Below are 25,656 nucleotides of genomic sequence, written 5' to 3'. Positions count from 1 at the left end.
TTTTTCGAAATGCGGGGTATTGGAAGGAGAATCATGATGACAACGACAACGCAAGCGTATATTCAACACATTCAAGCAATGTATCCAGAATTGACCATCACTTCCGCTTACTTTAATAAGATGGGCCAAAACAATGATGTGCTTATCGTCAATGACGCGTACGTGTTTCGCTTTCCGAAATACACCGCCGGAATCGAGCAACTGAAGATCGAAACGAGCATTTTACGCACAGTAAAACCATATCTCTCCCTGCCGATTCCGGCTCCGATCTTTTTGTCCTTTGCTGAGGAAATACCTGGGCGGGTGTTTGCCGGATATCCGCAACTCGAAGGTGAGCCTTTTACCCGAGAAGCTTTTCAAGCAGCCTCGCGTCAAAATTCCGTACCGACTGTCGCTGCCCAGCTGGCACAATTTCTTCATGAACTGCACCAGCTTCCCGTCACCGCCCTGCTCCCGGAGCTTATCCCTGGTGATTTTGACATGGCCAAGCAATTGACTGACCTGTATGAACAGATTGCTTCGAAGTTGTTCCCAGCCATGCGTGAGCAAGCCAAAAAAGATGTGGCAGAGCGCTTTGAAGCATACCTGGCAGACCCTGCTCACTTTGATTTTCAGCCTTGCCTGACTCACGGAGATTTTGGCACAGGGAATATCTTGTACTCCCCAGCAAAACAACGCATCACAGGCATTATCGACTTTGGCGGCTCTTGTGTAGGCGATCCTGCTTACGATCTCGCAGGACTCTGCGCGAGCTACGGGGAATCGTTCTTGCAGCATTTCACTCCGGTGTACCCCCAGCTTGAGCAGGTGATGACTAGGATGAGATTTTACCGCAGTACATTTGCCTTGGAGGAAGCGTTGTTCGGTTTGGAAAACGACGATGAGACAGCGTACCAAGCTGGCATGCGGGACTACCTCTAGCCTTTTACAGCACCCTGTGTGAGCCCTTCCACCAAGTACTTTTGGCAAAACGCAAACAACAGCATCGTCGGGATGACTGACAGCACCGTAGCCGCCGACATCGCTCCCCATTCGATATCGTATTTTTTGATGAAGGCATTCATCGCGACGGGAATCGTTTTGACTGGCTCTTCATCAATGAACAGAACCGCCATAATCAGCTCGTTCCAGCATTGAACGAAGGCGAAAATAAATGTGGCGGCAATTCCGGGGAGCATGATCGGGACGATGACGCGAAACAGGGCGCTCAATCGGGAACAGCCGTCCATCATCGCCGCTTCCTCCAGGGCATTGGGTATCCGTTGGAAAAAGCCGGACATGATGATCGTACAAAACGGAATGAGCATGACCGTGTAAATGAGCATCAACGAAAACAGGCTGTTTAAGATGTGCATCTTGGACATCATCATGTACAACGGCGCCATGCCTATGAACATCGGAATCATTTGGGTGACGAGAAATCCGAACATCACCTGACGCTTGCCTGTAAACGAAAAGCGGGCCAACACGTAACCGCCGAGCATCGAGATGAACACGACCATAGCCGAAGCGACCAAGGAAACGAGAAAGCTGTTCCAGATGTACACCTGAAAGTGGGAAATCTGAAAGATCTCCAAGTAGTTGATCAACGTCACCTGCTCCGGCCAATATTGAATCGGGAGCGAAAAGATTTCCTTTTGACCTTTGAGCGACGTAATGATAATCCAATACAGCGGGAAAATCGCAAACGCAAGAAACAAGGTCAAGACAATTGCTCTGCCAGTCCTCCACCCTAGATGTTCACGGTGCATTAGAAGTCCCCTCCCTTCTCTACTTTGGTCGCTTTCACGTAGAAGATGGTGAACAACATCAAAATCACTACGATGATGACACCCACAGCCGACGCTTGCCCGTAGTCTTGTCCAAAGATGACTTTATCGATCATGTAGGTAGCGAATATATGCGTGGAGCCTGCAGGAGCTCCATTCGTCATCGCGTAAATAATGTCCGGGAAATTGAGAATCCAAATGACCCGCAACAGGATCGTCACCAGCATCGTAGGCATGATATACGGCAGTGTCACCCGCCAAAATTGCTGAATCCGCCCCGCTCCATCCATCGCCGCCGCTTCGTATAGCTCCTCCGGGATCGATTGCAGGGCAGCCAGAATCATGATGGCAAAAAAGGCGACGCCATACCAAATGTTCGCGATAATGACCGCAGCCATCGCCCAAGTGCCATCCGCCAAAAAGGAGATCGGCGCATCGATCAGACCCGTTTTCAAGAGCAAATCGTTAATAACGCCAAACTGGGCATTGAACATCCATCGCCAAATCAGCCCAATCAGAAAGCCGGACATCGCCCACGGGAAAAAGACAAACGCCTGGTATATCCCTCTCCCGCGAAATTTTTTACGCATCAAGAGGGCCAGCATGAAGCCAAACAGCAATTGAAAGACAAGGGAGAAAAACACCCAGTAAAAGCTGTTCATGGCAACACGCGGAAAGTCCGGGCTTGTCAGTACGTTCACAAAGTTGTCCAGCCCGATGAACTGAATATTCATCAAATCAAAAAGCGTGTAGTTCTGAAAAGACATGATGATTCCACGCACGAGTGGATAATACGTAAAGACGGAAACAAACAAAATGGCGGGCAAGAGGCACAAAAATATAAAGCGACCTTCTTTGGAGATTCGGAACGATTTCTTCCCTTCCGGCACAACCTGCTTCGTCATCATGACGATGGGTTTTTGTGTGTCCAAGCTACCATCCCCCCACGTCTACTTTCGCTCGGCTTTTTCTTTTGTCCAGTATTGATCCCATTTTTTCAATAAGTCCTCTGCGGTGAGCTGATCGAGCAAAAAACTCTGAATATCTTTATCCGCCGTGCTTTGCCAAGCTCCCCAGCCTTTGTAGTCCACAGGACGTGAAACATCGAGGAACTTCGTCGGCTGTTGGCTCATCTCAATAAACGGCTGGAAGTAACCTGTCTTGTAAAATTCATCTTCTGCCGCACTTTTCACAACAGGAATGGTGGAAGTCTTTTTCGCAAAATGAGTGCTCTGTTCGGGATCAGAGAGGAATTCAATCAGCTTCCACGCCTCTTCCTTGTGCTTCGAGTACGAAGTCATTCCCCAGCCCGGTCCACCGACTACTTGTTGGGCAACACCCGAAGGACCAAGCGGAATCGGAGCAGTCGCCCACGTCCCTTCCTGCATCTTCTCCTTGGCTCCATCAATGACGTCAGGGTCTTGAATCAACATGGCAGTCGAACCCGCTACAAAGCCCTGTACCATCTCCTGAAAGCCCCAGCTCACAGAATCTTTTGGAGAGGCTTCCTTGTAAAGCTGTTTGTAATACTGCATGGCTTGCAATGATTGTGGCGTGGAGAAGAGCGTGCGTCCATCCTTCATGAAAAAGGCAGAGTCAGGGTCGACCTCTGTCCCGTTGTAGGCCCACATTGTGATCAGCGCGTAATCCCACCCGGTCCCTCCTCCCCGGAAGCTGTACCCGTAGCGGTTTTTGGCAGGGTCCGTCAGCTTTTTGGCTGCGACCAACAGCTCATCCCACGTCTTCGGCACTTCGACCCCTGCTTCCTTAAACCAATCTGTCCGATAATACAAAACGCGCTGGTACAGTCCATTCGGAATGTAATAAGGAGTTTTGTCCACCCAAGTGGCTCGACGTTTGGCGACGTCAGTCAGCTGATCGTAATTTTGCCATTTGTCTGTGTAGGGCTTCAAATTTTCAATAAAGCCGTTCATCGAAAACTGCTTGGCATTGAATTCGCGTACCTCTAGTACGTCCAGCTCTTCTTTTGCCATCAGCATCTGTGTGATCTTCTGATCTGCACCTTCAAATGGAGGTGAAATCAGATCGACTTTGATCCCCGGATTCTTCGCTTCAAACTGGGCTAGCATTTCTTTTAACAGCGCAGTTCGTTGTGGGCTAGTAATGCTCTCGACCATTTTTAGCGTGACGCCATTCGCATCTGACGGCGAAGCTGAGTCAGAAGTGGCCGCCGGCTGACTACAGCCTACTAGCAATGCTGTCGCCATCGTTAATTGGAGCGCCACAGAAATCCAGGAACGAAATCCCATACACGAACCCCCTCATAATCTTTTTATTAGACAGTTCGTATTATATTAAATATTCTGAATTATAAGTTTTAATATCTTTACCCATTTTTTCGTTTTCTTTACTCTTTTTTCAATGAGGCTTCCCTGACACTCTTTATTTGACTAACGGGAACAAATACGTTAGTATCTTATATGCTATAGCATATAAACAAAGGGGTTTGGATTCTCTATGGAATTATTCAAGCTGACCGGATTTCTTCTTCACCGTACAGATATGAAAATGACGAACTATTTTAAGAAGAGGTTAAAGCAATTGGAGATCACGCCAGAGCAATGGGGCATTCTCAGTGTCATGGATGGAGAAAGAGCGATCACACAAAAGGAACTTTCGGACGCGATTGACCGCGATCAAACCACCGTCGTCAGAATGATTTACTCGCTTGAAAAAAAGGGAATCGTCATTCGCACTTTAAATGACGCGGATCGACGCTCACATAACTTGTTACTGAGTGACAAAGGGATGGAGCTAAAATCAAAGCTTCTACCCGTTGTTACCGACGCGCATAACCATGTAACACAAAACCTTACCGATGTAGAGATTGCGGAATTGCATGCTTTGCTCGACAAACTCTATCAAGTCGTAAAAGATGAATAAATAGAGGTCAGATACTTTCTCCATCAAATACATGCTATAGCATACACTTAGTTTGATAATGAATAACGAAAGTGAGGAATCCATCATGATCCTAATCGTTTTGCAAGTCATTGTAGCGATCTTCTTTATGTTTACAGGTACAAAAATTATTTCCGGTAAAATGGCGAATGAATTCAACCGCTTTGGACTCCCGCCCATCTTTAACTTCTTAACTGGCTTTATCGAGATCATCAGTTCCATTGGCTTGATTATTGGAATATGGTTTTCGATCGCGGCATTATTATCTGGTTTGCTTTTAGGCGTGACCATGTTGGTAGCTGCCTTCATCCTACTTGTGATTGCTAGAGATCCTTTTCCGAAAGCAATACCGGCACTCGTTCTTTGCATTCTCTCCTTTTTAATCTCGACGTATCATTATTTAGCCTAGACAGGGGAATCCCAATTCAGTCATAACAGCGGCGAGTCGAAGACTTTATGATCATGTCTTCGGTCGCCGCTGCTTCATTTATGGAGTCAGCCTAGAACTTGTCTTCGCTCCTACAGAGCATTCTCAGCCCCATGAGAACCGCCCATGCTTGTTGCTGTTTTTTGAAAAAGAAGCGCAGGGGTTGTCCATTTTGTACATCGATCAGCGTATCGTGGCTACTGGCTCGTAACGCATACTCCATACCAGCTACCTCTGCTACAGGAGCATTATCTCGAAGGAAGAGTCGCAATCTTCCGCCTTCCCCTGACGTGTACGTCCCGACGAGTTTCTGTAGCTCTTCTCTCGTTGGCGTATAGAGCAGGGCTTCGTCTTCTTTGTGTGCAAGCGATAAACCAAGGGCAGCATTCACGGCAGCCAGCCAGACGTTTCGGATTGGCACGTTTTCCAGGTTGGAAAGAACAGTGACGACTAGCCCTTTTTCCGGAACGAAGCCAAAGTTCGACGACACTCCGGGCTGACCTCCCCCATGCTCCACTAGCGTTATTCCTGCATAACCGGGGGTTGTTTTGAGCGCATAGCCATACCAGGCATCTTTTGTCAGTCGATGAACCGGCTGCCACATGGCTCTAAGCAAGGCTCCATCTACTACCTGCTGCTCTTTATAACGCCCGGCATTGATATAGAGCTGACCGTATTTCAGCAAATCGACGACATTCGAGCGAATGCCTCCCCCCACTTCATAATTGCCGAGTGTGGGCCATAGTACCTTTTTCAGTTGCTGCTCCTCCCCTTTGACATAAGGGACGGAGACATCGGCAAAGCGAGCGACTTCTTCTAGGTTATAGGTCGAGCGATTCATTTCCAGCGGCGCTAGCAGGCGTTCTGTTACATAGGTACGGTAGCGCTGCCCAGTGACACGCTCGATAATGGCTCCCAGCAGAAGAAACATGTCGTTACTGTAACTGATATACTCACCCGGCATACCAAGGGGGTCAAATTGGACTTCGTTCAAATAGGCAATATGCTCGGGGAGTTTCGTCAGTTCTTCATGGCGCTGCAGTGGCGGAACCCCTGAAGTATGAGAGAGCAAATGGTGGATCGTGATTTTGTCAGTATGTATGTACCCCTTTACTTGTAGATCAGGCAAGTAGCTGCGAATCGGGTCGTCAACAGACAGCTTGCCTTCTGCCACGAGCTGCATGATGGCGGCAGCGGTAAACGACTTGGTAACCGAAGCGATGCCGAAAATGGTCCCGGGTGTTACTGGCTGGTTCGTTCCCAGATCGATGACACCAAAGCCTTTTTGATAGATGGTCTCACCATTCCGGGAGATGCCAAGGGAGAGCCCCGGCACCTTTTCCTTCTCCATGAACTGTTGCACAAATTCTTCCAGAGCTGAAACGCTTGTGTGGTTCATTCCATTCAACATGCCCTTGGAACACTCCTTTTCACGCTTACTTCCCGCTCTACTTTCATTTGACTCATTGATTTACCCCCACTTTAAAGAACACCCTTTCATCAAATGTCATCCCAAGATAGCTGTACTTTATATTCACTCTGTTTATTGCTTCATGATGAATGAGACTAAGTCCATACATTTCATCGCTTTTTGTAGCTGTGCCAGCTTTTATCGCTATATCCTCTATATTCTGAAATCCATACGGTTTGGAGTCCGGATTATCATAATCATCCGTTATGATGAAGCCTTGTAAAGCATTACTAACCTGTACTTTTGTCTCTGATGGTTTTTCATCGTTATTCACGGAAACATCTATGATTTTCACTTCACCAAAGCCCTTATTACCCATTCCCACAACAACAGATTTATGATCATTGCTTGAAGCAAGGGTACCAATATCCAATGGAGGATTCCCTTTCACAAGGGAATAAAAACCTCCTACAACTATTGCTGTAAGTAGTATAGAAATCCACAGTTTCTTCTTCAATTTCCCCATCCTTACTCGTTGTTTTTCCATGTGCTATTGAAAAATATATTTTGGTAAATTCGAAAAGAAATAGCCGATATCCTGCACTTTGGCAGAAATATCGGCTGTCCGTTCCCTTAGGAATTAGGATTGAACAAACTCGATCAGCTTTTTATTAAAATCATCCGCCTGACAAATCGGCAAGCCGTGTCCACTGTTATCAAACGGAAACAGCTTTGACCCTTTGATTTGCTGCTGGGTGAGCTCGGCGCTTTTGAATGGAATCAGTTGATCGTGAATCCCATGAAAAATTCCGGTTGGCACCCGGATTTGGCTCAAGTCATTGAATACATTCTCTCTCGCTGCTGCTTGCATGATTTTGATGAGCGCATAGGAAGCGGAGTCCAGCCCCATTTTGACAAACCACTGGAGCGTAGCAGTCCCTAAATTTCGATTGAAAAACTGTAATGAAACCGTGTTTAATAACTCAGGCATATTGGCGTACATCTGACTGATCAACCCCTCCGCTTGCTCCTTCGAGACGCCGTATGGAGAACCCGGCATTTTCACAAAGGACGGAGAAACCGCATCCACCAACGCTAATTTGGAAATATGACGCCCTTCATACCGAGACATATACCGAATCGAAATGGCTCCGCCCACCGAAAAGCCTAGCAAGACAGCATCCCTTATCTGTAATGCTTCCAAAACAACATAGATGTCATCTGCCAAGCGATCATACGTATAGCCGCTCCATGGTTTGTCCGATTGGCCGTTGCCGCGTATGTCCATGGCAACACAACGGAACCCACGCTGGGGAAGTACATTGAATTGGTAGGAAAACATATTATGGTTGAGCGGCCACCCGTGAACGAAAAAAATCGTTTTGCTATTCGGACCAGGATTGAGGTCTTCGACGAAAATTGTGACACCCTTTTCGACTTCAATGTACATACCCTACCTCCTGTTTCACACCATGCGCCTCTTTACACTCAAGGTATGTCACCAGTTGTAGGGTTATGTTATTACTCTCCTAAGCCTTGACTTGAATACGCATGAACGATGCGTCCTTTTCTTCCCGTAGTTGTGACTGCTTGCGCAAGAGAATGGTAGATGGCTTCCTCTGTCGCTTCCGCCGCAGCAGCAAACAGCTCGTTCATGATCGGGTGATCCTCGCGTAGTTGTACGCGTGTTTCCGCAATGGCTGTTGTCTGATGTGGAATCTTTTGCGCTGTGGAAAAAGCGATGACGATGTCGCCGCTCCCGTGCCCAAAATGGCTCCCTGTGCGTCCCAAGCCGATTCCTGCGCGCTTGGCTACCCGAAGCAGTTGTCGATCACTGAGCGGCGCATCTGTCGCCAGTACGATGATGATGGAGCCATCCTCGGACTTCTCTACTGCGTTTTCATTGCTTTTGCAGCTTGTGAACAGATTTGCTCCCAAGAAATCATTCTTGTTGCCAAAGTTACTGAGTACCAAAGCCCCCAATGTAAACGTCTGCTCTTCAGCCGCCACGATACGAGAAGACGAGCCGATACCACCTTTATAGCCAAAGGCAACCATCCCCGTCCCTGCCCCGACAGCTCCCTCTTCTACAGCCCGGTCCGTTGCGTTCTGAATCGCTTCCCTAGCATCCTCTGGACGCACGACACAGCGGCGAATGGAATTGAGATGACCATCGTTGCATTCGCCCACGACAATGTTGATCGTCCCCGTCGTTTCCCCGATTTCTTCGTTTGTATCCAGCATGTATTGCAGAGTCCCTTGCGCAACCGCGGGAACGGAAAACGTATTGGTGAGCATGATCGGCGATTCCAACACCCCCAGCTCATTTACCTGCACGAGTCCCGTCGTTTTGCCGAAGCCATTGATCACATAGCTGGCTGCGGTTACCTTTTCGCGAAACAAGCTGCCGCCATGTGGCAAAATGGCTGTCACACCGGTGCATGCATAGTCCCCGTTGTCTAGCTCACGCTGGATCGTCACATGTCCGACTCGGACTCCGGCTACATCCGTAATGTCATTTTTCTCACCGACCGACAGCCTCCCGATTGTCGCACCGAGTCGCCGAATTTTTTTCGTCATGCATTCCATTCCTTTCCTTTCGTAAGGCTGTGCCGATCGCTTACACGGGACGATTGCGCAGAAAGTTCTCATAGGCAAACCCGCGCACTTCTTCTTCCTTATAATGCTTGAGCAGCTCGTTGATCAGGTTTTGACTCTGTCCCGCATGCTCCAAGTCCACAACCTTTGCGGTAATGCCGTCGAAGTCAGAGCCGAGTCCGATATGACGCACGCCACCGAGTGAACAAAAATGATCGATGTGTTTGATCAGATCATCAATCGCGGTTGGTGTCGTTTCCTTGATAAACTGGGTGCAGTAGACGACATGTACATTCGCGCCTTTGGCAAATAACGCTTTTGCCTGTTCATCCGTCAGATTGCGTGGATGGTCGCAGATCGCTCGTGCATTTGAATGACTCGCGATCGGGTATGTAGCGAGCTCAATCGTATCCCAGAAGCTGCTCTCCCCCAGATGCGAGACGTCCGTGAGCATTTTATGCTCATTGTGGAACTGAATGATTTCCTTGCCAAAGGTCGTCAGTCCGGCATTCCTCGGTTCCAGCGCACCATCCGCAGCGAGATTCGCGAAGTTCCAGGTGAGACCCACAGAGCGAACCCCCAGCTGATAAAAAATATGCAGCTTCTTCAAATCGTTGCCGATTGGCTCTACCCCTTCCAACGTTAGCAACGCTCCGATATCTCCCTCTTGCAAACGGTCGATATCGCTCCAATCACGGATTTGTTTCATTTCCGGATGTTTTCCGAGAACCTCTGTATAAAAGTAATGAATTTGATCCAAAGCTTTTTGAAAACGTTGCTCCGTGGACAATTCAGGTGATGTCCAGATCGCATAACACTGCAGTTTTACCCCGCCATCGTGTAGCCGATTCCTGTTGACGTCCAGCTCGTCCGCATCCGCAAAGGACAAATTCCCATTTTTCTCCCAAATTTTCAGAAGCGCATCACAGTGCAAATCGATAATCGGCATCTTGGCCATCTGTATCCATCCCTTGTCCTAATTTCCTTTGAGAACACTACCTATTCTGTTAATTTTAAGGTAATGTATTTTGAAGAGCGAATCCAATAAATTATTGCAATAAGTCCCTTAAGAAAACATTATCGAGGCATGTTCGAGGAGGAACAGCCGCGTTTTTGCGGAAAGTTTAAACATGGTCGCTTTCACACTGTGAAGCACGTAAACTTTCTCGTACGATTTAAAAATTCACATAATGGAGCCACTACTCATGAATATGGAGCAAATGGAAGCATTCATCTTTGTCGCCCTGACCGGGAGCTTCAGCAAAACGGCTGATTTGCTCTATCTGTCACAGCCCACAGTCAGCATGCGGATCAAGGCACTCGAAACAACTATGGGCTGTAAGCTGTTTCAACGTACGGGTCATACGATTTCTCTTACAAAAGAAGGCGATCTGTTTCTTCCCTATGCGAAAAACATCATGCACATGCTGCAGGAGGGACAGCAAGCGATTCAGCGATCGCAAGGCGATGTAGAGGGAGAATTGACCATCTCCACCGTTTTTGTCTCCGCCTTTTACATTTTGCCTGACCTCGTTCAGCAATTCCAGCAGCTGTACCCCAAGATCAAGCTGACGATCCTCACCGGGCATTCCCATCAGGTGCTCGATATGGTTCTGAACCACGAGGTGTCATTCGGAATTGCTCGTGCCGTTACCCATCCACAGATTAATCGGATTCAGCTGATGCCAGATGACATGGTCTTAGCGATTTATCCCGACCATCCGTTTGGATTTCGCCATCAGGTTTCCATTGAAGAAGTCGCACGTGAACGACTGATCTTGTTCAATCGGGGCTCGCTCGACTGGAAGCTGATCAATAACGCGTTTAGCCATTTTCAGCTACAAAACAATGTCGTCATGGAGGCTGACAACATCGAGGTCGTGAAACGGATGGTCAAACAACGGCTGGGCATCGCCTTTTTGCCTCGGTTTGCCATCTCCAAAGACTTGGACGAAGGAGAGCTACAGGAAGTAGACGTCTTGAATTTGCCGCAAATCAACAGGAACTTCGAGCTGATTTACCTCAAGGATACTCCTGTTCACGGGATTATGCGTACGTTTATCGACTTTTTGATGCAGAGCAAAGCCTTGCAGCAGTAGCGGGAGATCTGCGCAGAAACCCGAAATGCTGGACGCCCCTTGATCACTGCATTCTATTCATTCAAATCCCCTGGAGGTGATTTCCCATGTCGTCTCATCTATTCCAGCACTCAGCCCAAGCATCTACTATGCAGCAGCCCGTCCAAAAAAACATGCCCCCACCTTCTGCATCCCTCAAGCACGATAGCCCGTCACACCTTATCCAGCTGCAGAAGTCGATTGGAAATCGTGCACTGATTCAGTTAATGAAATCACAGAGACAAGGAATCGCGCATAACAAACAGCCTATCCAACGCTTTAAGGACGAGGATGAGTATAATACGAAGCGTCGAGTAAACGCAGAAACAGCTAGAAGCGAAGCTTTTCAAAATGATGAGATGCAAATGGATCATACCATCTCACAGCATTCCCTTATCACCTTTAGCGAGTTATTAGGAGAAATCCAGCAATTGCCGAATAAGACATTTAAGGCAGCCAAGCAATCCTACGCTACTCTTATCAACGAAATAAAAATGGTGTCCGATAACGAGGAAAAATGCACGAGGATTCAATTGGTGAATTTCTATAAAAACTTGGTGCCTGGTTTTAATGTAACGACTGGGAATCCCGGTTCAAAATTCGATCCACAAATTGAGATGGCAGACATGGATGACGAGTCGACAATCATCGCCCGTGAAAAGGCAGTCTCAGCGAAACTAAGAGAAATCGATTCATATATACGTAAGCTCTACCATTTGACCCCGCTGTTTCCCAATACGAAAAAAGATGAAGATCTGGCCAAACAAATGGATGAAGTGCTTTCCAAAGTAATGAATGACATTACGACATGCTTGAAGAAAGTACGCGAGGATTTTTCAGAGGAGCCAAGCTATGATGAAACCATCTGGTACAAATCTGAAACGAAAAATGTGAAGCGTGTACCTGCAGAATGGCTAAAAACGGGAGCAGGCAAGTTAGAGAATTTGGGCTCAAAGCAACATTTATTAGGGTATGAAAAAGACAAAACAGCGAAATCAAACACGCAAGACGCACAAGATTCTTTCAAGGAAGTGACCTTTACCTGGGATTACCAGCTAACCGAATTTGATAAAAAAATCAAAGTGAATGTGGTCATTTCGGAAAAATGCTGGAAGCACATTTACGCTCGACATAAGCTGGAATACTTTGCGGGCGATGTGCAGGCGATCAATACATTTTGGAAGGACGATCCACACGAAAAAATTACCCAAGAGCTCCTAGAGCCCGAGATCAACCTTCTCATCGAAAGATCGAAACTTCAATTACGTGTTTTGCAAGAAGGGGATAAAGATCCAATAAACGAAACAGCACACCATTTGTTTTTCCAAGGAAAAATGGAAGTGGTGGAGGAAGTGCAAAACATCGCCGAACCTGTAGCGAACTCTCAACCAGTAAACAAAAGTAGAAACAAAAAGAGGAATCAACAGAAAAAGGTCCCCAAGCCCCCCATTAAAAGTATCCACATCACATTGGAATCCGTTGCTCCGGAAAGCCCCGAGCTAGCCTACGCAGTTGAACCCACTCTTCTGCAGAATGAATATCACCACAAACGAGGGTTACAGAGACTATTTCCCCCGAAACAAGGAAGCGAGAGTGTCGAAGAAAAGTAGCAATTGAAAAAGCTTCGCGTCAGTCTAACCTCGTCGGTTCTGATGCGAAGCTTTTTTAAGAAGCCCTTCGTCTCTCTCATGCTTTTTTCGGTACTCGCCATTTCGTACGAATGATCATCTCCGCCGTCACGACAAGTCCAATCATGGCGACATAAACACTGATTGTGTAGCTGAGCTCATACGGCAATCCTACTCCCTTCTCTAGGATCAGCTTCACGAGATGAATCAGCATGTTCGTGAACAAGAAGACGAAACTCCGGACCATCCATTCCTTATGCTTTATGACTTGACGCTTTTTAATTTTGACGAGCGCCGTAATGGTGATGGCTGGCCAAATGATGTTCAACAGGTGGAAGGGCCAACTCGCCACTTTACCGCCCGTTACATAAGGAGCCATATAACCGGATGTAACTACTACAACCAACACACTAAACAGATAAACATAGCCTGTTACTTTATGTAGCTTGCGGTTCTGGGCGAGCAGCTTGTCCGAAAAGTTAGCCACCCCACAGACCAGGGCAATCAGGGCAAAAAACAAATGGACATACATGACCGTAAGCCAGATCGATGTGTTCATTCGCTCTTTGTTGTAATCAGATTTGTGACTGAGAAAGCCTTTCGCTTCTGGGTCGATGATAAAGTTTTGCACGAGTGCATACGTGATGGCTATACAAGCGACGAAAATGACAATCGAATATGGTTTGATACGGTTCACCTGTCACACAACCCTTTGTTCGATTTTAGAGACCGAACGGTTCGGTCTCTTTTTGATTTTACATGATTGCCTTCTTTCGTACACAAGAGAAATGTTACAATAACTTGGACGAATATAGACCGTGTTGGCCGGAATGAAAGGACTATCGCGATGCGAAAAGGCGAAAAAACAAAACTGCATATTATCCAGAAGTCAGCAGAGCTGTTTAATCAAAACGGATATACAGGAACCTCCATGCAAGACATCATGGATGCCACGGGACTTACCAAAGGTGCCCTCTACAGAGGTTTTGCCAGTAAAGATGAAATAGCAATAGAGGCCTTCAAATATGCGGGGGAAGTGTTACAGGAACATTTTGCGGCTGCGCTGGAAAAACAGGACACGGCCACTGCAAAAATCGTAGCCATGGCAACGGTGTATTCTGATGCGGTAAACAATCCCCCGCTCCAAGGTGGCTGCCCGCTTCTCAACACAGCCGTCGAAAGTGACCATTCGTTCCCTGTTCTTCGCGATTATGCTGTCACCGCTTACCAAGAGGTCGTTTCGTTCATGCAGGGATTGCTGGAAGAAGGAATTGCCCAGGGAGAATTTCGTTCTGACATGGACGCAGAAGCCGTCGCTTCGTTTATCTTTTCTTCCATTGAAGGAGCCATCATGGCAAGCAGACTCACCCGGGATAACAAGCATGTCCATTTTGCCATCAAGCATATAGAGCAACTTTTACAGACATACAAGCCCTAGCAAAAAGAAAAGAGCAGTCGGAGGGGATGTGCTCCCCCTGCCTACCTGCTCTTTTTTTCGTGGACTAATTTCTATTTGATGTAGTGTACTTTTTCATGTCCGAGCAATGCTTCCAACACCTGCTGTACTTTCACACCTGTCTCAAACGTAACCAGTCTGGCATCCCCACCGTTCATCGCAACAGACAGCTCATCCAACAACAGGGAGAGACGGTCTTGCTGTGGAATTTCAGCCGGAACGAGCGCTTCGCCGTGTCCACCCACAAACAGATTACTCCAGTTCACGACGCTCAACGTCCCTTTTGACCCGTACACGCGATAATCCAAATGCTCCTCATGCGCGATACCCGCCAAGCCATTGATCGTAACCGGGGTACCATCTGTCAGACGCAGGAAGGCCGATACACCAGTCTCGCATAGCGCAGGATCTGCTGGATAGTCTACCTCTGAGCGAACTACATGCAGGTCTCCGAAGAGCGCGTAAGTCAGTTGAGTGAAATGAGGGAGCACTTCACGTATGAAACCGCCTTGCTCACGACCAGCCAGCCAGGGTGTTTGCTGCCATGGACGCGGCCACTGGTGGAAATGCGTCAGGATATCGATACGGCGGACATCTCCGATTTCTCTGAGTCTGCGGGAGAGCTCAGGAAAAACACCTTGATAGTAGAGCGGGAAGTTCATCGCATGGACAACCCCTGCGTCATTTGCTGCTTCCAACATTTCTACCGCTTCTGTCAATGAATTAGCCAATGGCTTTTCGCAGAGCAAATGCTTTTTGTGCGCCAGTACATCCAAGGCAATCGCATGATGGAACTTGGGAGGAACCGCCAAATAGATGACGTCCAGCTCTACCTTTTTCAATAATTCCTTATAATCTGTGTACCAAGGCACATCGCCGGACTTTTGCGCGGCTTCCTGTGCTCTTTCCGGAGATACATCACTGACTGCGGCTACTCGAAATTTTTCGTGGGTACGGATCGCGTTCATCATGCGCTCGCCCATAACGCCTGCGCCAATAACTCCAACGTTCCATTTCACTTGGTCCATCTGCCTTTCCTCACTTCCTGGTGAATGTTCGTCTTCGTGCCTCTACCCCTTTCTCCATTGATCTGAACATTCCTTCTGAAAAGCTCAGATTGTCAGCTGCTTCTGCGCTTCCTTTTTTACCCGCTTTTTCTCCTTCTGGATAGCTATGACTGTATAGAGAGAGGGAACGACAATCAGCGTAAGTAGCATCGAGAACAGTAAGCCAGAAATGATCGTAATGGCGAGCGGCTGAAACAGCACGCTTCCCGTAATCGCCATCGGTGACAGACCTGCTACTGCGGCAAAGGTCGTCAGTAAAATCGGGCGCAACCTTGCTTTCCCCGCCCTGATGACTGCATCGTTCAGAGAGACGCCTTGATGCCTCGCTTCCTCAATAAACTCGATTAGTACGATCCCGTTGCGAACGACGATACCCGCCAATGCGATAAAGCCTGCTACTGTCATGAATCCAATCGGTGTGGAAGTGATAAATAGCCCGATCAAGCTGCCCGCGATGGCGAGGTAGACTGTACTCATGACCAAGACAGGAATAGACAACGAGTTAAACTGCAGCACGATCAGCAAAAAGATGAGAAAGACAGCCACAATCGCAAGCACACCCAAATCGAGCAAAACTTCCGATTCCTCCTCTGTTTCACCTGTTACATTCCAGCCATACCCGTCTGGCAATTCCAATTGCTCCATTTTCGCTGTTATTTCGCTCATCACGTCTGCAGCCGTCCGATCTCGGACATCACTCGTGATCGTGACACTACGGGACATATTGTAACGAGGAATACTCTGCATCGATAAATCCGGCTTCATTTCTGCAATTTGCGAAACCGGAATAAGCTGCCCACGTGCATTCGGAACCGTGAGTTGCGCGAAGACTTGCTCTGTCGTCATTCCCGGCTGATCGGCTACCAGCGTAATATCGATCAAGTTTCTCCCATTATCAAATTGTCCCATTGGAATGCCTTGGCTGATCAAACGCAACGTTCTGGTCAAATCCGCTTCGTTGATCAGCTCCTTGTCCATCTTTTCTTGATTCACATGGAATTGAAGGGAGTACTGTTCATTTCCGAGCGTGTCGTTGATGTTGTACGTTCCTTTTGACTCCATGATGAGCTGCTTGATTTGCTCAGAGAGCGCGTACAGCTGTTGCAGATCATCCCCATACACCCGAATTCCAACCGGGTTACCAGAATACATCCCCGCCTTTACGCTGTACGGAATGATGTTCGCTTCTGGATACATCCTCTTAAACTGCTCCGACCACGGCGCTAGCACCTTTCGCGCATCCATTTTGTGATTGTCAAAGGTAACGATCAATTGCGCTACATGTTCACCTGTACCAACCGGCGGTGCTGAGGGCATCATCTGTGGCGCATTGCCACCTACGAAAGATGAAACCTTTTGAATGTGTGCCTGTTTCGCGATCCATTGGGAAACACCCAGGGCAATTCGATCCGTTTCCTGTAAATTGCCGCCAATCGGCGTCGTTATATTCACAACCATCTGTGGCCTGTCATCATCAGGGAAAAGCTGAACAGGAACAACCGCAGCGAGTCCGTAGATAGCAGTAGCAATCAGTACTCCGCTCACTCCTGTTTTCAGCGGATGTTTCAACATGGCTTTCAGAACACGATCGCCATACCAATTCGTCAATGCATCGATTTGTTTGCCTAATAAGCCCGCTGGCTTACGGTAGTCCGTCTCTGCTTTGCTCCGTTTCTTGTTCCTTCGCTCGTTCCATTCCCGGTAAATCGGAATGATCGTAAGTGACATGAACATCGAGGCCGCCATCGTAAAAATGATAATGAGCGGTACCGGAAAAATAAACTGACCAGCATCACCAGGCAGAAACATGATCGGCCCAAACGCAGAGATGGTAGCAAGGGTAGCAGTGACAATGGAGATGGCCACTTCCTTCGTCCCGGCTACAGCAGCCGTGTACGGATCCTCGCCCAAAGCAGATAATCTGCGCTCGATGTTGTCATTTACCACCACTGCGTCGTCTACCAAAATACCGAGAACAATGATGAGCCCGAATACGGTCATTTGATTGAGCGTAATGCCAAAGAAGGGCAGAACCACCATCCCAGCTGCCAAAGAGATGGGGATCGCCAATGCAACCATCAAGGATGTCGTTACATTCAAACCAAGGATGCAAATAAAAAGTACAGCTATGATCGCAATGATCATTTCCAGATACAATTCGGAAAAAATACTGTCGATTCGATCCACTTGCAAAAACACAGGCTCTTTTTTCGCCCACGCCGGGAGACTCTTTTCCAACGTGGCAAGCTTCGTATCCACCGCTTTTTGCACAGCTGGAACATCGCTTCCCAGCTCAGCGTTGATGCTAATGGTCGCAGCGGGCTTCCCGTTGTAATAGGTTCGATACTCCACCCGTTTGGTACTGTCGGAAATGGTGGCAATATCCTTCAAATAGACGGGCATTCCTTCCTGCGTACGTGTCACGACTACCTTTTCAAAAGTCGCTACTTCATAGCTGACTGGTAATGTGAGCTGATATTTTCGCGTATCAATATTGACATCACCTAGGGGTGTTGTTTCGTTTTTCGTTTGGACAGCATGGATGACTTGCGCCCAGGAAATGCCGTATTGTTGCAGCTTCTGTGCATCGACCGCGACCTTTACTTCCTGCTCCGGCAATCCTTGGATCGAAACATCGGATACGCCTGGCACGGTTCGAAGCTGATCCTTCCATAGATCAAGCATATCGCGTAATTGGAGGATTTCTTCAAAAGAGTTGGCTGTGATTTGAAAGGTCTGGATGAAAGTCCGGCTCATGTCATCATTGATGATGGGCTGCTCTGCTTCATCGGGTAAATCGGCCTCGGCATCCTTTACCTTTTTCCGTACATCTTCAAACACCGTTTTCGGTTCAACGTCATTCTCTGTTTGCACGTTGATAATGGATACACCTGATCGGGACTCCGAACTAATGGATTTGATTCCTTGCACCTCGTTGATTTTTTCTTCCAGCTTCTTCGTGACTGTCTGCTCCACCTTTTCAGGAGTCGCTCCCGGATAAACGGTGGTGATGGTAGCCATGCTGACGATAATGTCTGGCTGCTCTTGCTTCGGAAGCGTAACCGAGATGAACATACCAATCAGCACGAGCATCGAAAAGAAAACGAGGGTGATTTTTCGCTTGTTGATGAAAAACTCGATCATGGCTGATTGCCTCCTTTCACGGTGACAGAGTCCCCGCCAAGCAAACGATCAGCACCTTTCGTAATCAACATGTCGCCTGCTTGCAAGCCAGCAGTAATTTCCAAATGATTGTCAACATACTGACCAATCGTGACAGTGGTCTTGATCGCTTTTTCATCCGCTAGCAAAAAAACGTAAGGCTCAGAACCACGGCTAAAAACGGTTTTGGCAGGGACAAAAATGCCTTTCTTTTGAGACAAGGTTCGCTTTGCGCTGATGACTTGCCCTGCAAACCAATCTTTTTTGGTGTTATCAATGACGACTTCCACGCTAATCGTGCCCGTCTGCTCGTTCGTCGCAGGATAAATCGTCGTAACCTTTCCGATTCGTTTGTCTTCATACAAACGAATCTCGACCTCATCTCCCACCTTCCACGCTGAGATGTCCTTGTCCGGTACAGGCAAGACTGTTTTCAACTGTTGGATGTTGCCGATTCGATAGACAGGAGCCCCTGAACTTGCGAGTTGCCCAACATCAGCCATTTTCGCTAGCACTGTTCCTTGAATAGGTGCTTTCACTTCCGTTTTTGCCAAAGTAGCTGCAGCCTGATCGCGAGTGACCATCGCCCCTTGGTAGCTGGCATTTGTCGCGCTGATATCCTCAGTCCGAGCGCCTTCTATCACTAGCGAATACGACTCTTGTGCTTCTGCATAATCTTTATCTGCTAGTTCAAAGGCATTCTTGGCACTTTCAAATTCGGTTTCGGAGATCGCCCCATTTTTATAGAGCTGTTCCATGCGCTGATAGTCTTTCTGTGCTTGATCCCGTGAGATTTTTTTCGCCTCGACTGCTACCTTTGCTTGCTGAACTTCTTGTTCCCGCGCTCCGTTTTTTACTTTGGAAAGCTCGGCGCTCGCACCATGCATCTCAGCGTTTGCCAATGCCAACTGGAGAGAGTAGTCTGTAGCATTGAGGCGGGCAAGCACTTCTCCCTTTTTGACAACATCTCCTTCTTTGTACGGCAACGACTTGATTTCCCCGGCTACTTCAAAAGAAACAGTCGTCTCTTCGATAGGGGCAAGTGTCCCTGACAGTTCACTGCTCGATTGGAAGCTTTTCAGCTCGACCGGCTCCGCTTCCACAATTTTGGCCTCGGCTTGGACTTCGCTTTCCGTTGACGGCTTCATCTGATTGCAAGCCGTCCCAATCACTGCAAGGGAGATGATCAGGAACATCCCCACCACTTTTCTTCCCGTCTTATTCATGTAGGCCTCACTCCTATTGCTTTATAGAAAAGTATTCCGGAATGAACATTCATTCCGTTTTGTTCAAAAGAAGGATCAGAATTAATGAATTCTGATCGCATCCCAGCAAGCTTCCTCTACACCGGCAAGCAATTCCGGGGTTTCTTCGATTTCGCCAGCCTTGATGCACTTGTTCAATGCGATGAATGCCCCGTCCATAATCGCAATCAATGCATCCGCTGGCAATGGACGGATAACCTTATTTTTTTGTCCCCGTTCAATGAATTCGCATAAAAATGTTCGCAGCTTCATGTATGCTTCGCGGCTGGCTTCGTCTAGGTAGTGACCGTTTGTATGGGAATCCAGAAACAGCAAGGCGTTCAAATTCTTTTTGGCGTAGCGAATCACCTGATTCGCAATATGCCGAAATTGCTCGCGTAAGTCATCAGATGTGCGAGGATAACCATCATTGATTGTCTCAAGCAGCTCCCCCACACATTCTTGAAACAGCGTATTGACGAGCGCTTCTTTGTTTTCGAAATAACGATAGATGGTACCTGCACCGACCCCTGCCTTTTCGGAGATCATCGGAACGGTCGTCCCATCAAAACCGCGATCTACAAACAAATCGAGCGCTGCATCCAAGATTAATTCGCGCTTGGTTTCAGACAAGTTCATGACTCCTCTCTTGCGGAATGAATTTTCATTCTGGAGGAAATTATAGTATACATATTGCTGGGGTGTCAAATAGCACTTGCTTGGATTACCTGTTGGCTGGAATTTTTTGGTTGCGGGCGATTATGAGGATGTTTGGTTTGACCCAGAATTATTACAAAACAGCTAGAGAACCGGTGTAGTAACCATGTTCCCTAGCTGTTTCTTTATCCAACTGCTTCGTTATCCAATGTGCAAGCCAAATGTTTTGTCACCGAACGAAACTTTCTCCCTATCTGCTATTTTCGCAAAAGTCACACCCGAAACGAGTACACTTTCACGCAAAACATGATCAAAACGCTCCAAGGCTGCTCGTAGCTCATCGTCCACATCCAAGGTGAGCTGGACACGTTTATCGATGGGCAGATCCAGCTTTTTGCGTGCATCCTGAACGACACGAATGACTTCACGAACCAAGCCTTCTTGCTCAAGCTCTTCTGTCAGCGTCGTATTCAGTGCCACATGGAGCTGATAGCCGGATGCGGAAGCAAAGCCTTGCTTCCCTTGCTTTTCCACAAGCAGCTCATCTAGCGTAAGCCGCACACTCTCACCTGCGACCTCCACATCCAAGTAGCCATTGTCCACTGCCTTCTGTGCATCGGCTGCGTTCAATTCTTTTAGATACCCTTGGATTGGCCCGACGAGCTTGCCGTATTTTTTTCCGGCTACACTCAGGTTGAGCTTGAAATGATACGTTACGAAGCTGCTGTCGCTTTGCTCTACCCGAATGTTTTTGACATTGATCTCGTCTTCGATAATGCCGGCAAATCGCTCGAGGTTAAATGGCTGCTCCATCGATACGATCAGCTCGGACAGAGGCTGTCTGGTCTTGAGTCCAGTTTCGTTGCGAACATTTCGCGCCAGCTCCACGATGTGTCGAGCCATTTCCATGTCCCGCTCAAGGGCTTCGTCGATTGCTTCTGTGTTCACTTTCGGATAGTCAGTCAAATGAACACTGCCCTCTCCTCCCAGATTGCCATACATATCTTCTGCGATCAGCGGCGCGTATGGTGCGATCATCTTCGCCAGCGTTAGCAACACTTCCCGCAGGGTCTGGTAAGCAGATACTTTGTCAGGCGTCATCCCGCTGCTCCAGAAGCGATCCCGCGAACGGCGGATGTACCAGTTGCTCAACTCGTCGATGAACGTTTCGATATGCCCTGCCGGATTCATGAAATCGTAGGTTTCCAGACCTTTTACCACGTGCTGCAAGGTGGTATTCAAGCGGGAAAATATCCAACGATCCAGCTTGTTCACAGATGGTTGCGTTGGATGCTCTTCTGGCTTGAATGCATCGATCAAGGCGTATAACGAATAAAAATCATGCGTGTTATGGATCTTATCGATCACTTTGTACTTCGCCTCGGCGACGATCCGCTTGGAGAACCGCTTGCTGCTCCACGGCGCACTGTCAGACAAAAGCGCCCAGCGGAATGCATCTGCACCGAACTCTTCGATTACCTCCCACGGATCGATCCCGTTTCCTTTGCTTTTAGACATCTTCTGACCGTGTTCATCCAAAACGTGACCGGTAGAGATGACCGCCTTGTAAGGGGCTTTTCCGTTATACAGGGTAGAGACTGCCAACAAGCTGAAGAACCAGCCCCGCGTCTGATCGATTCCTTCCGAAATGATGTCGGCAGGGTACTGCTCCTCGAATACCTTTTCGTCTCCGAATGGATGATGGTACTGGGCAAACGGCATCGAACCGCTGTCGAACCACACATCGATGACCTCAGGTGTCCGCTCCATCGTACCGCCGCAAGAGCAGCGCAGCTTCACCTCATCCACAAACGGCTTGTGCAGCTCCAGCTTCTCGTCGATTGGTGCCACAGATTTCTCACGCAACTCTTTTACACTGCCTGGCGCATATTCGCTGCCACAATCCTGACAAAGCCATAGATTGAGCGGCGTCCCCCAATACCGATTGCGGCTAATATTCCAGTCTACGAGCTCTTCGAGGAATTTCCCGAAGCGCCCTTCGCGCAGGTGGCCCGGATACCAGTCGATCTTGCTGTTGTTTTCGATTAGCTGATCCTTGATCGCTGTCGTTTTGATGAACCAGCTCTCCATTGCGTAGTAGAGCAGTGGTGATTTACACCGCCAGCAAAACGGATAGCTATGCTCGTAGCGCTCCTTGGAAAACAGCAGACCGCGATGCGACAAGTCTTTGACGATATCGACGTCGCAGTCCTTAACGAAGCGACCTGCGAAATCCGCGATTTGATCAGTATAGCGGCCAGCCAAATTCACGACGTTCACGAAATCAAGCCCATGCTGACGGGTCGTGCGATAGTCATCCTCCCCGTGCGCTGGAGCAGTATGCACGATACCCGTTCCGCTCGTATCACTGACATAGTCCGCATCGACGACGATATGCCCATGGTTTACCTGGATATAGCCAAAAGGCGGCTCATACGGGGTTCCGACCCATTCTGCGCCTTTGTGCGTGGACAAAACCTCGTAGTCTTCCTTGAACACTTTCTCCGCGAGATTTTTTGCTACGACGTACACTTCATCCTGGTGCTTCACCCGCACGTAATCGAGCTCTTTGTTAACAGTCAATGCCACGTTGGCTGGAAGTGTCCATGGTGTCGTCGTCCACGCGAGGAAGATGTCGTCGCTTGTCTTGCTTTTGAATTTGACCGTCGCACTCAAATCCTTCACGTCTTCATAGCCTTGCGCCACTTCATGGGAGCTGAGTGTCGTCTGGCAATCCGGGCAATATGGACTGACACGATGCCCTTTGTACAGCAGTTCTTTTTTATGAATGTCAGAAAGGATATGCCAGACGCTTTCGATGTAATCGTTGGTCAAGGTGACATATGGATGCTCCATATCTGTCCAGTATGCGATTCCTTCCGTCAGCTCGCGCCATTGTTTTTCGTATTCAAAGACACTGTTTTTGCACTCCTCGACGAATTTGGCCACCCCGTAGTTTTCGATTTCCTGCTTGCCGGAAATACCAAGTCGCTTTTCCACCCCAAGCTCCACCGGGAGACCATGTGTATCCCAGCCTGCTTTGCGGACGACACGGTAGCCAGACATCGTTTTGTAGCGTCCGATAAAATCCTTGATGACCCGTCCGAGTACGTGACCGATATGCGGCTGTCCGTTGGCAGTCGGAGGACCTTCATAAAAGACGAAGTTTGGCTTTCCCAGCCGATTGTCCATCGACTTGCGGAATGTATCGTCTTTCCTCCACTGATCCAAAACGCGTAACTCTCGTGTCCTTGCTTTTTCTTTTACGTCTACTTTCCTCATCATGTACACTCCTTCTTCTGTCGTTTTCGTAGAAGTGTAGGTTCATAGAACGCAAAAAAATCCCGCCCCCTAAGGGACGAGATTTGATCTCGCGATACCACCCTTGTTCCGAAATCTTTATGCAAGCATGTCATTTCGGCACCTCTACTACGTACCATCATACGCGTCCCTTGTAACGGTGGGATTCCGGGTCAGCTTACTCCAAAATGCTTCAGCTTTCCTTCTCGGAGAGGATTTTCGGCTAAGTCTTGAACGTCGGCTTTCAGCACTAGGGCCAACTCTCTGGGGAACAAGGGGATTAGCTTACTCTTTCTCGTCAATGAATTTGTTAGTGTTCTATTCGTATACTCTTTTTACACTGCTTTCAAGAAAATGTCAAGGAAGCGAGTTTCCTTCAAGGTTTTTTATCGTTTGCGTCCTGAACCCCTTGTTGTCCTTCCTCAATGACTTCACGCCACTCCTGATTGCCCTTGTCAACAGAATCTCTCCATAACCCATTTCCTGTATCCACAGCGTATCGCCATATTTCCTGCTTCCGGTCGATAATGGCGCTATCCGTATCCATAATTCCGCCTTTTCCGTTAAATCTCTTTTTCAAATATTCCCTGGCGTCCAGCAATCTTTGTTTTTCTTCCTCCACCAACGCTTTTACTTTTTCCTTGGTATCTTCCGCGAGTTTTTTCTTCGCTTCTTTTTGACTGAGTGCGTCTTCTTTTGCATTTTCCTTCCACGCATACCAAGCCTGCTTGAGCTTGTCGTATTCGCCCCGAAGGTGCTTTTTCAAAGCTTCTTCATCCTGCACGGTTATGTATGTCCCCGCTCCCGCATCCGCCACTTGCTTGAGCATACGCTGCCCTTCGTTATCAACGTCAAAACCGATAATGTTCACCACGGTCTTTATGCTCGACTGATTCAGTGCTTTGGCTGCTTCTACGGGATTTCCTCCGCACGTTTCGATCCCGTCGCTCACCACGTACACGAATGTTTCGTTTGTCCCCGGTGGAATATCTTCTTGCACGGCTTGCAGCGCTTTTGCAATTGGTGTCCAGCCTGCTGGTTGTACTTTGCCCAATGCTTGTTGAAACGATTCCTTCTGATAGCCTGTCTCCGAATAAAATGTCTCTGTGCTGGCGCATGATAATGCTTTGTCTTGCTCACTGCCGCTTCCTTTATGACCATATACCCGTAAAGAAATCGTCGCGTTTTTCGGAAGGACAGACGCGAATTGGTCAATCGCCTCTCGGGCTGCCTCCATCTTCGTTTTTTTGCCGACTTTTCCTTTCATGCTGCCACTCGCATCAATCAACAAGGCAAAATGCGTTTTTTGCGTATCCGGCAAGGTAATCTCCTCTGTCGGCCGCTGCAAGTGAACGTCTACGCTGGAATCAAAATTGGCAAACGTGAGAACGAACGGGCGATAATCCTCTCCGAGTAATTTCAGCAGCTCCTCGAGATATTGCTCCGATGTGAGTGTAGCTGGGAGCTTATCCAATTCTTTTTTGACCTTCTCTTCATCGTAATTCTCGCCAGCATAGGTTCCAACCACCTGGTTTGCCAATGCGAGCTCAAATGCCGTCAACTCGCGCTTGACAGGCGGCAGTGGCTCTCTGGCCTGCGTTTGTGTGGATGTATCTGAAGTTGTCTGATCAGGCGTTTTGGTCTGCTCCTGCAAGTTCGCGGTTTGTTGTGTCGCAGCAGTGTCTTTTTGCCCAGGATCAGAGTCTGTACAGCCCGTCATCACTAGCGTAAGAAACACAATAAACGATGCCCATTTCTTCAAAAAGCTTCCCCCTCCTCTTACTCCACCCTACATTATGCTAAATCATTCCAATTCGAACAAATTATAAAAGATGCAGGTCGTTTTTCCTATAATGCAAAAAAGAGCAACACAAAGCGTTTCCACACTTTGCGCTACT

General features: G+C 48.0%; 21 protein-coding genes and 1 other annotated feature. Of the genes, 6 read left to right on the top strand and 15 right to left on the bottom strand.

Annotation, left to right across the window (positions count from 1 at the left end):
• Window positions 1–36: 36 nt before the first annotated feature.
• A complete protein-coding gene (locus FO446_RS08185; RefSeq protein WP_221867778.1) occupies window positions 37–921 on the top strand; it encodes a phosphotransferase family protein in 885 nt (294 codons plus the stop codon).
• Here the strand turns inward: FO446_RS08185 and FO446_RS08180 are convergent.
• From FO446_RS08180 to FO446_RS08170, 3 genes are read right to left on the bottom strand one after another with little or no spacing between them, the layout of a single operon-like run.
• Window positions 918–1,751: a carbohydrate ABC transporter permease gene (locus FO446_RS08180; protein ID WP_221867651.1), complete on the bottom strand. Its 834-nt coding sequence runs from the start codon at window positions 1,749–1,751 to the stop codon at window positions 918–920. The two genes, FO446_RS08185 and FO446_RS08180, sit on opposite strands and share 4 nt — an antisense overlap.
• Complete coding sequence (locus FO446_RS08175) at window positions 1,751–2,701, bottom strand: carbohydrate ABC transporter permease (RefSeq protein ID WP_221867650.1); 951 nt, start codon at window positions 2,699–2,701, stop codon at window positions 1,751–1,753. Before FO446_RS08175 ends, FO446_RS08180 begins: the two co-directional genes overlap by 1 nt.
• A gap of 18 nt (window positions 2,702–2,719) precedes the next feature.
• Window positions 2,720–4,039 (bottom strand): ABC transporter substrate-binding protein, encoded by a 1,320-nt coding sequence (locus FO446_RS08170; protein WP_237900358.1) that lies wholly within the window; start codon window positions 4,037–4,039, stop codon window positions 2,720–2,722.
• 208 nt (window positions 4,040–4,247) lie between these two features.
• Between FO446_RS08170 and FO446_RS08165 the strand changes: the two genes are divergently transcribed.
• Together FO446_RS08165 and FO446_RS08160 are read left to right on the top strand one after the other, a co-directional pair.
• Window positions 4,248–4,673: a MarR family winged helix-turn-helix transcriptional regulator gene (locus FO446_RS08165; protein WP_221867648.1), complete on the top strand. Its 426-nt coding sequence runs from the start codon at window positions 4,248–4,250 to the stop codon at window positions 4,671–4,673.
• Between the two features lie 85 nt (window positions 4,674–4,758).
• Entirely contained in the window at window positions 4,759–5,100 is a 342-nt protein-coding gene (locus tag FO446_RS08160) for a DoxX family protein (protein ID WP_221867647.1), read from the top strand.
• A gap of 91 nt (window positions 5,101–5,191) precedes the next feature.
• Here the strand turns inward: FO446_RS08160 and FO446_RS08155 are convergent, their stop codons facing one another.
• From FO446_RS08155 to FO446_RS08135, 5 genes are all read right to left on the bottom strand, one after another.
• Window positions 5,192–6,517, bottom strand: coding sequence for a serine hydrolase domain-containing protein (locus FO446_RS08155; protein WP_221867777.1), 1,326 nt, complete (start codon window positions 6,515–6,517; stop codon window positions 5,192–5,194).
• A gap of 64 nt (window positions 6,518–6,581) precedes the next feature.
• Window positions 6,582–7,055 (bottom strand): hypothetical protein, encoded by a 474-nt coding sequence (locus FO446_RS08150; RefSeq protein ID WP_221867646.1) that lies wholly within the window; start codon window positions 7,053–7,055, stop codon window positions 6,582–6,584.
• A gap of 114 nt (window positions 7,056–7,169) precedes the next feature.
• A complete protein-coding gene (locus tag FO446_RS08145) occupies window positions 7,170–7,979 on the bottom strand; it encodes an alpha/beta fold hydrolase (protein WP_237900356.1) in 810 nt (269 codons plus the stop codon).
• 71 nt (window positions 7,980–8,050) lie between these two features.
• Window positions 8,051–9,109: a P1 family peptidase gene (locus tag FO446_RS08140; RefSeq protein WP_173608718.1), complete on the bottom strand. Its 1,059-nt coding sequence runs from the start codon at window positions 9,107–9,109 to the stop codon at window positions 8,051–8,053.
• 40 nt (window positions 9,110–9,149) lie between these two features.
• Window positions 9,150–10,085 (bottom strand): dipeptidase, encoded by a 936-nt coding sequence (locus FO446_RS08135; RefSeq protein WP_221867643.1) that lies wholly within the window; start codon window positions 10,083–10,085, stop codon window positions 9,150–9,152.
• Window positions 10,086–10,332: 247 nt separating this feature from the next.
• On the opposite strand from FO446_RS08135, the gene FO446_RS08130 reads away from it, so the two are divergent.
• Entirely contained in the window at window positions 10,333–11,226 is an 894-nt protein-coding gene (locus FO446_RS08130) for a LysR family transcriptional regulator (RefSeq protein ID WP_173608720.1), read from the top strand.
• A gap of 86 nt (window positions 11,227–11,312) precedes the next feature.
• Window positions 11,313–12,854: a hypothetical protein gene (locus tag FO446_RS08125; protein ID WP_237900354.1), complete on the top strand. Its 1,542-nt coding sequence runs from the start codon at window positions 11,313–11,315 to the stop codon at window positions 12,852–12,854.
• A 76-nt stretch (window positions 12,855–12,930) separates the two neighbouring features.
• Here FO446_RS08125 and FO446_RS08120 read toward each other — a convergent pair whose 3' ends face one another.
• Window positions 12,931–13,569, bottom strand: a complete 639-nt coding sequence (locus FO446_RS08120; RefSeq protein ID WP_173608722.1) for a DUF2306 domain-containing protein — start codon at window positions 13,567–13,569, stop codon at window positions 12,931–12,933.
• A gap of 150 nt (window positions 13,570–13,719) precedes the next feature.
• Between FO446_RS08120 and FO446_RS08115 the strand changes: the two genes are divergently transcribed.
• Entirely contained in the window at window positions 13,720–14,310 is a 591-nt protein-coding gene (locus FO446_RS08115) for a TetR/AcrR family transcriptional regulator (RefSeq protein WP_173608723.1), read from the top strand.
• Between the two features lie 71 nt (window positions 14,311–14,381).
• On the opposite strand, the gene FO446_RS08110 is transcribed toward FO446_RS08115, so the two are convergent.
• The 6 genes from FO446_RS08110 to FO446_RS08085 all read right to left on the bottom strand — a co-directional run bounded on the left by FO446_RS08110 (window position 14,382) and on the right by FO446_RS08085 (window position 25,520).
• Window positions 14,382–15,356 (bottom strand): Gfo/Idh/MocA family protein, encoded by a 975-nt coding sequence (locus FO446_RS08110; RefSeq protein WP_237900352.1) that lies wholly within the window; start codon window positions 15,354–15,356, stop codon window positions 14,382–14,384.
• An 84-nt stretch (window positions 15,357–15,440) separates the two neighbouring features.
• A complete protein-coding gene (locus FO446_RS08105) occupies window positions 15,441–18,539 on the bottom strand; it encodes an efflux RND transporter permease subunit (protein WP_237900351.1) in 3,099 nt (1,032 codons plus the stop codon).
• The gene (locus FO446_RS08100; RefSeq protein WP_237900349.1) at window positions 18,536–19,783 is read right to left on the bottom strand and encodes an efflux RND transporter periplasmic adaptor subunit; all 1,248 of its coding nucleotides are present in this window, start codon (window positions 19,781–19,783) and stop codon (window positions 18,536–18,538) included. The genes FO446_RS08105 and FO446_RS08100 overlap by 4 nt, the downstream gene beginning before the upstream one ends.
• Window positions 19,784–19,864: 81 nt before the next feature.
• Window positions 19,865–20,434: a TetR/AcrR family transcriptional regulator gene (locus FO446_RS08095; protein WP_217366944.1), complete on the bottom strand. Its 570-nt coding sequence runs from the start codon at window positions 20,432–20,434 to the stop codon at window positions 19,865–19,867.
• Window positions 20,435–20,659: 225 nt separating this feature from the next.
• On the bottom strand, window positions 20,660–23,740 hold the full coding sequence (gene ileS / locus FO446_RS08090) for an isoleucine--tRNA ligase (RefSeq protein ID WP_237901049.1): 3,081 nt from the start codon (window positions 23,738–23,740) through the stop codon (window positions 20,660–20,662).
• A 69-nt stretch (window positions 23,741–23,809) separates the two neighbouring features.
• Window positions 23,810–24,069, bottom strand: a binding site (T-box leader).
• Between the two features lie 65 nt (window positions 24,070–24,134).
• Window positions 24,135–25,520 (bottom strand): VWA domain-containing protein, encoded by a 1,386-nt coding sequence (locus FO446_RS08085; protein ID WP_237900347.1) that lies wholly within the window; start codon window positions 25,518–25,520, stop codon window positions 24,135–24,137.
• Between the last annotated feature and the right edge of the window lie 136 nt (window positions 25,521–25,656).

It is taken from the genome of Brevibacillus brevis (assembly GCF_022026395.1).
Lineage (GTDB): Bacteria > Bacillota > Bacilli > Brevibacillales > Brevibacillaceae > Brevibacillus.
The sequence above is the reverse complement of the archived record's forward strand: the minus strand, read 5'-3'. Positions and strand labels throughout refer to the sequence as shown.

Bases quoted from the DNA above. Each gene is read 5' to 3' on its own strand.
- FO446_RS08170 (WP_237900358.1), bottom strand. From the start codon at position 4,039: ATGGGATTTCGTTCCTGGATTTCTGTGGCGCTCCAATTAACGATGGCG.
- FO446_RS08150 (WP_221867646.1), bottom strand. From the start codon at position 7,055: ATGGGGAAATTGAAGAAGAAACTGTGGATTTCTATACTACTTACAGCA.
- FO446_RS08145 (WP_237900356.1), bottom strand. From the start codon at position 7,979: ATGTACATTGAAGTCGAAAAGGGTGTCACAATTTTCGTCGAAGACCTC.
- FO446_RS08105 (WP_237900351.1), bottom strand. From the start codon at position 18,539: ATGATCGAGTTTTTCATCAACAAGCGAAAAATCACCCTCGTTTTCTTT.
- FO446_RS08165 (WP_221867648.1), top strand. From the start codon at position 4,248: ATGGAATTATTCAAGCTGACCGGATTTCTTCTTCACCGTACAGATATG.
- FO446_RS08135 (WP_221867643.1), bottom strand. From the start codon at position 10,085: ATGGCCAAGATGCCGATTATCGATTTGCACTGTGATGCGCTTCTGAAA.
- FO446_RS08140 (WP_173608718.1), bottom strand. From the start codon at position 9,109: ATGACGAAAAAAATTCGGCGACTCGGTGCGACAATCGGGAGGCTGTCG.
- FO446_RS08160 (WP_221867647.1), top strand. From the start codon at position 4,759: ATGATCCTAATCGTTTTGCAAGTCATTGTAGCGATCTTCTTTATGTTT.
- FO446_RS08125 (WP_237900354.1), top strand. From the start codon at position 11,313: ATGTCGTCTCATCTATTCCAGCACTCAGCCCAAGCATCTACTATGCAG.
- FO446_RS08100 (WP_237900349.1), bottom strand. From the start codon at position 19,783: ATGAATAAGACGGGAAGAAAAGTGGTGGGGATGTTCCTGATCATCTCC.
- FO446_RS08185 (WP_221867778.1), top strand. From the start codon at position 37: ATGACAACGACAACGCAAGCGTATATTCAACACATTCAAGCAATGTAT.
- FO446_RS08130 (WP_173608720.1), top strand. From the start codon at position 10,333: ATGAATATGGAGCAAATGGAAGCATTCATCTTTGTCGCCCTGACCGGG.
- FO446_RS08155 (WP_221867777.1), bottom strand. From the start codon at position 6,517: ATGAACCACACAAGCGTTTCAGCTCTGGAAGAATTTGTGCAACAGTTC.
- FO446_RS08110 (WP_237900352.1), bottom strand. From the start codon at position 15,356: ATGGACCAAGTGAAATGGAACGTTGGAGTTATTGGCGCAGGCGTTATG.
- FO446_RS08180 (WP_221867651.1), bottom strand. From the start codon at position 1,751: ATGCACCGTGAACATCTAGGGTGGAGGACTGGCAGAGCAATTGTCTTG.
- FO446_RS08115 (WP_173608723.1), top strand. From the start codon at position 13,720: ATGCGAAAAGGCGAAAAAACAAAACTGCATATTATCCAGAAGTCAGCA.
- ileS (WP_237901049.1), bottom strand. From the start codon at position 23,740: ATGAGGAAAGTAGACGTAAAAGAAAAAGCAAGGACACGAGAGTTACGC.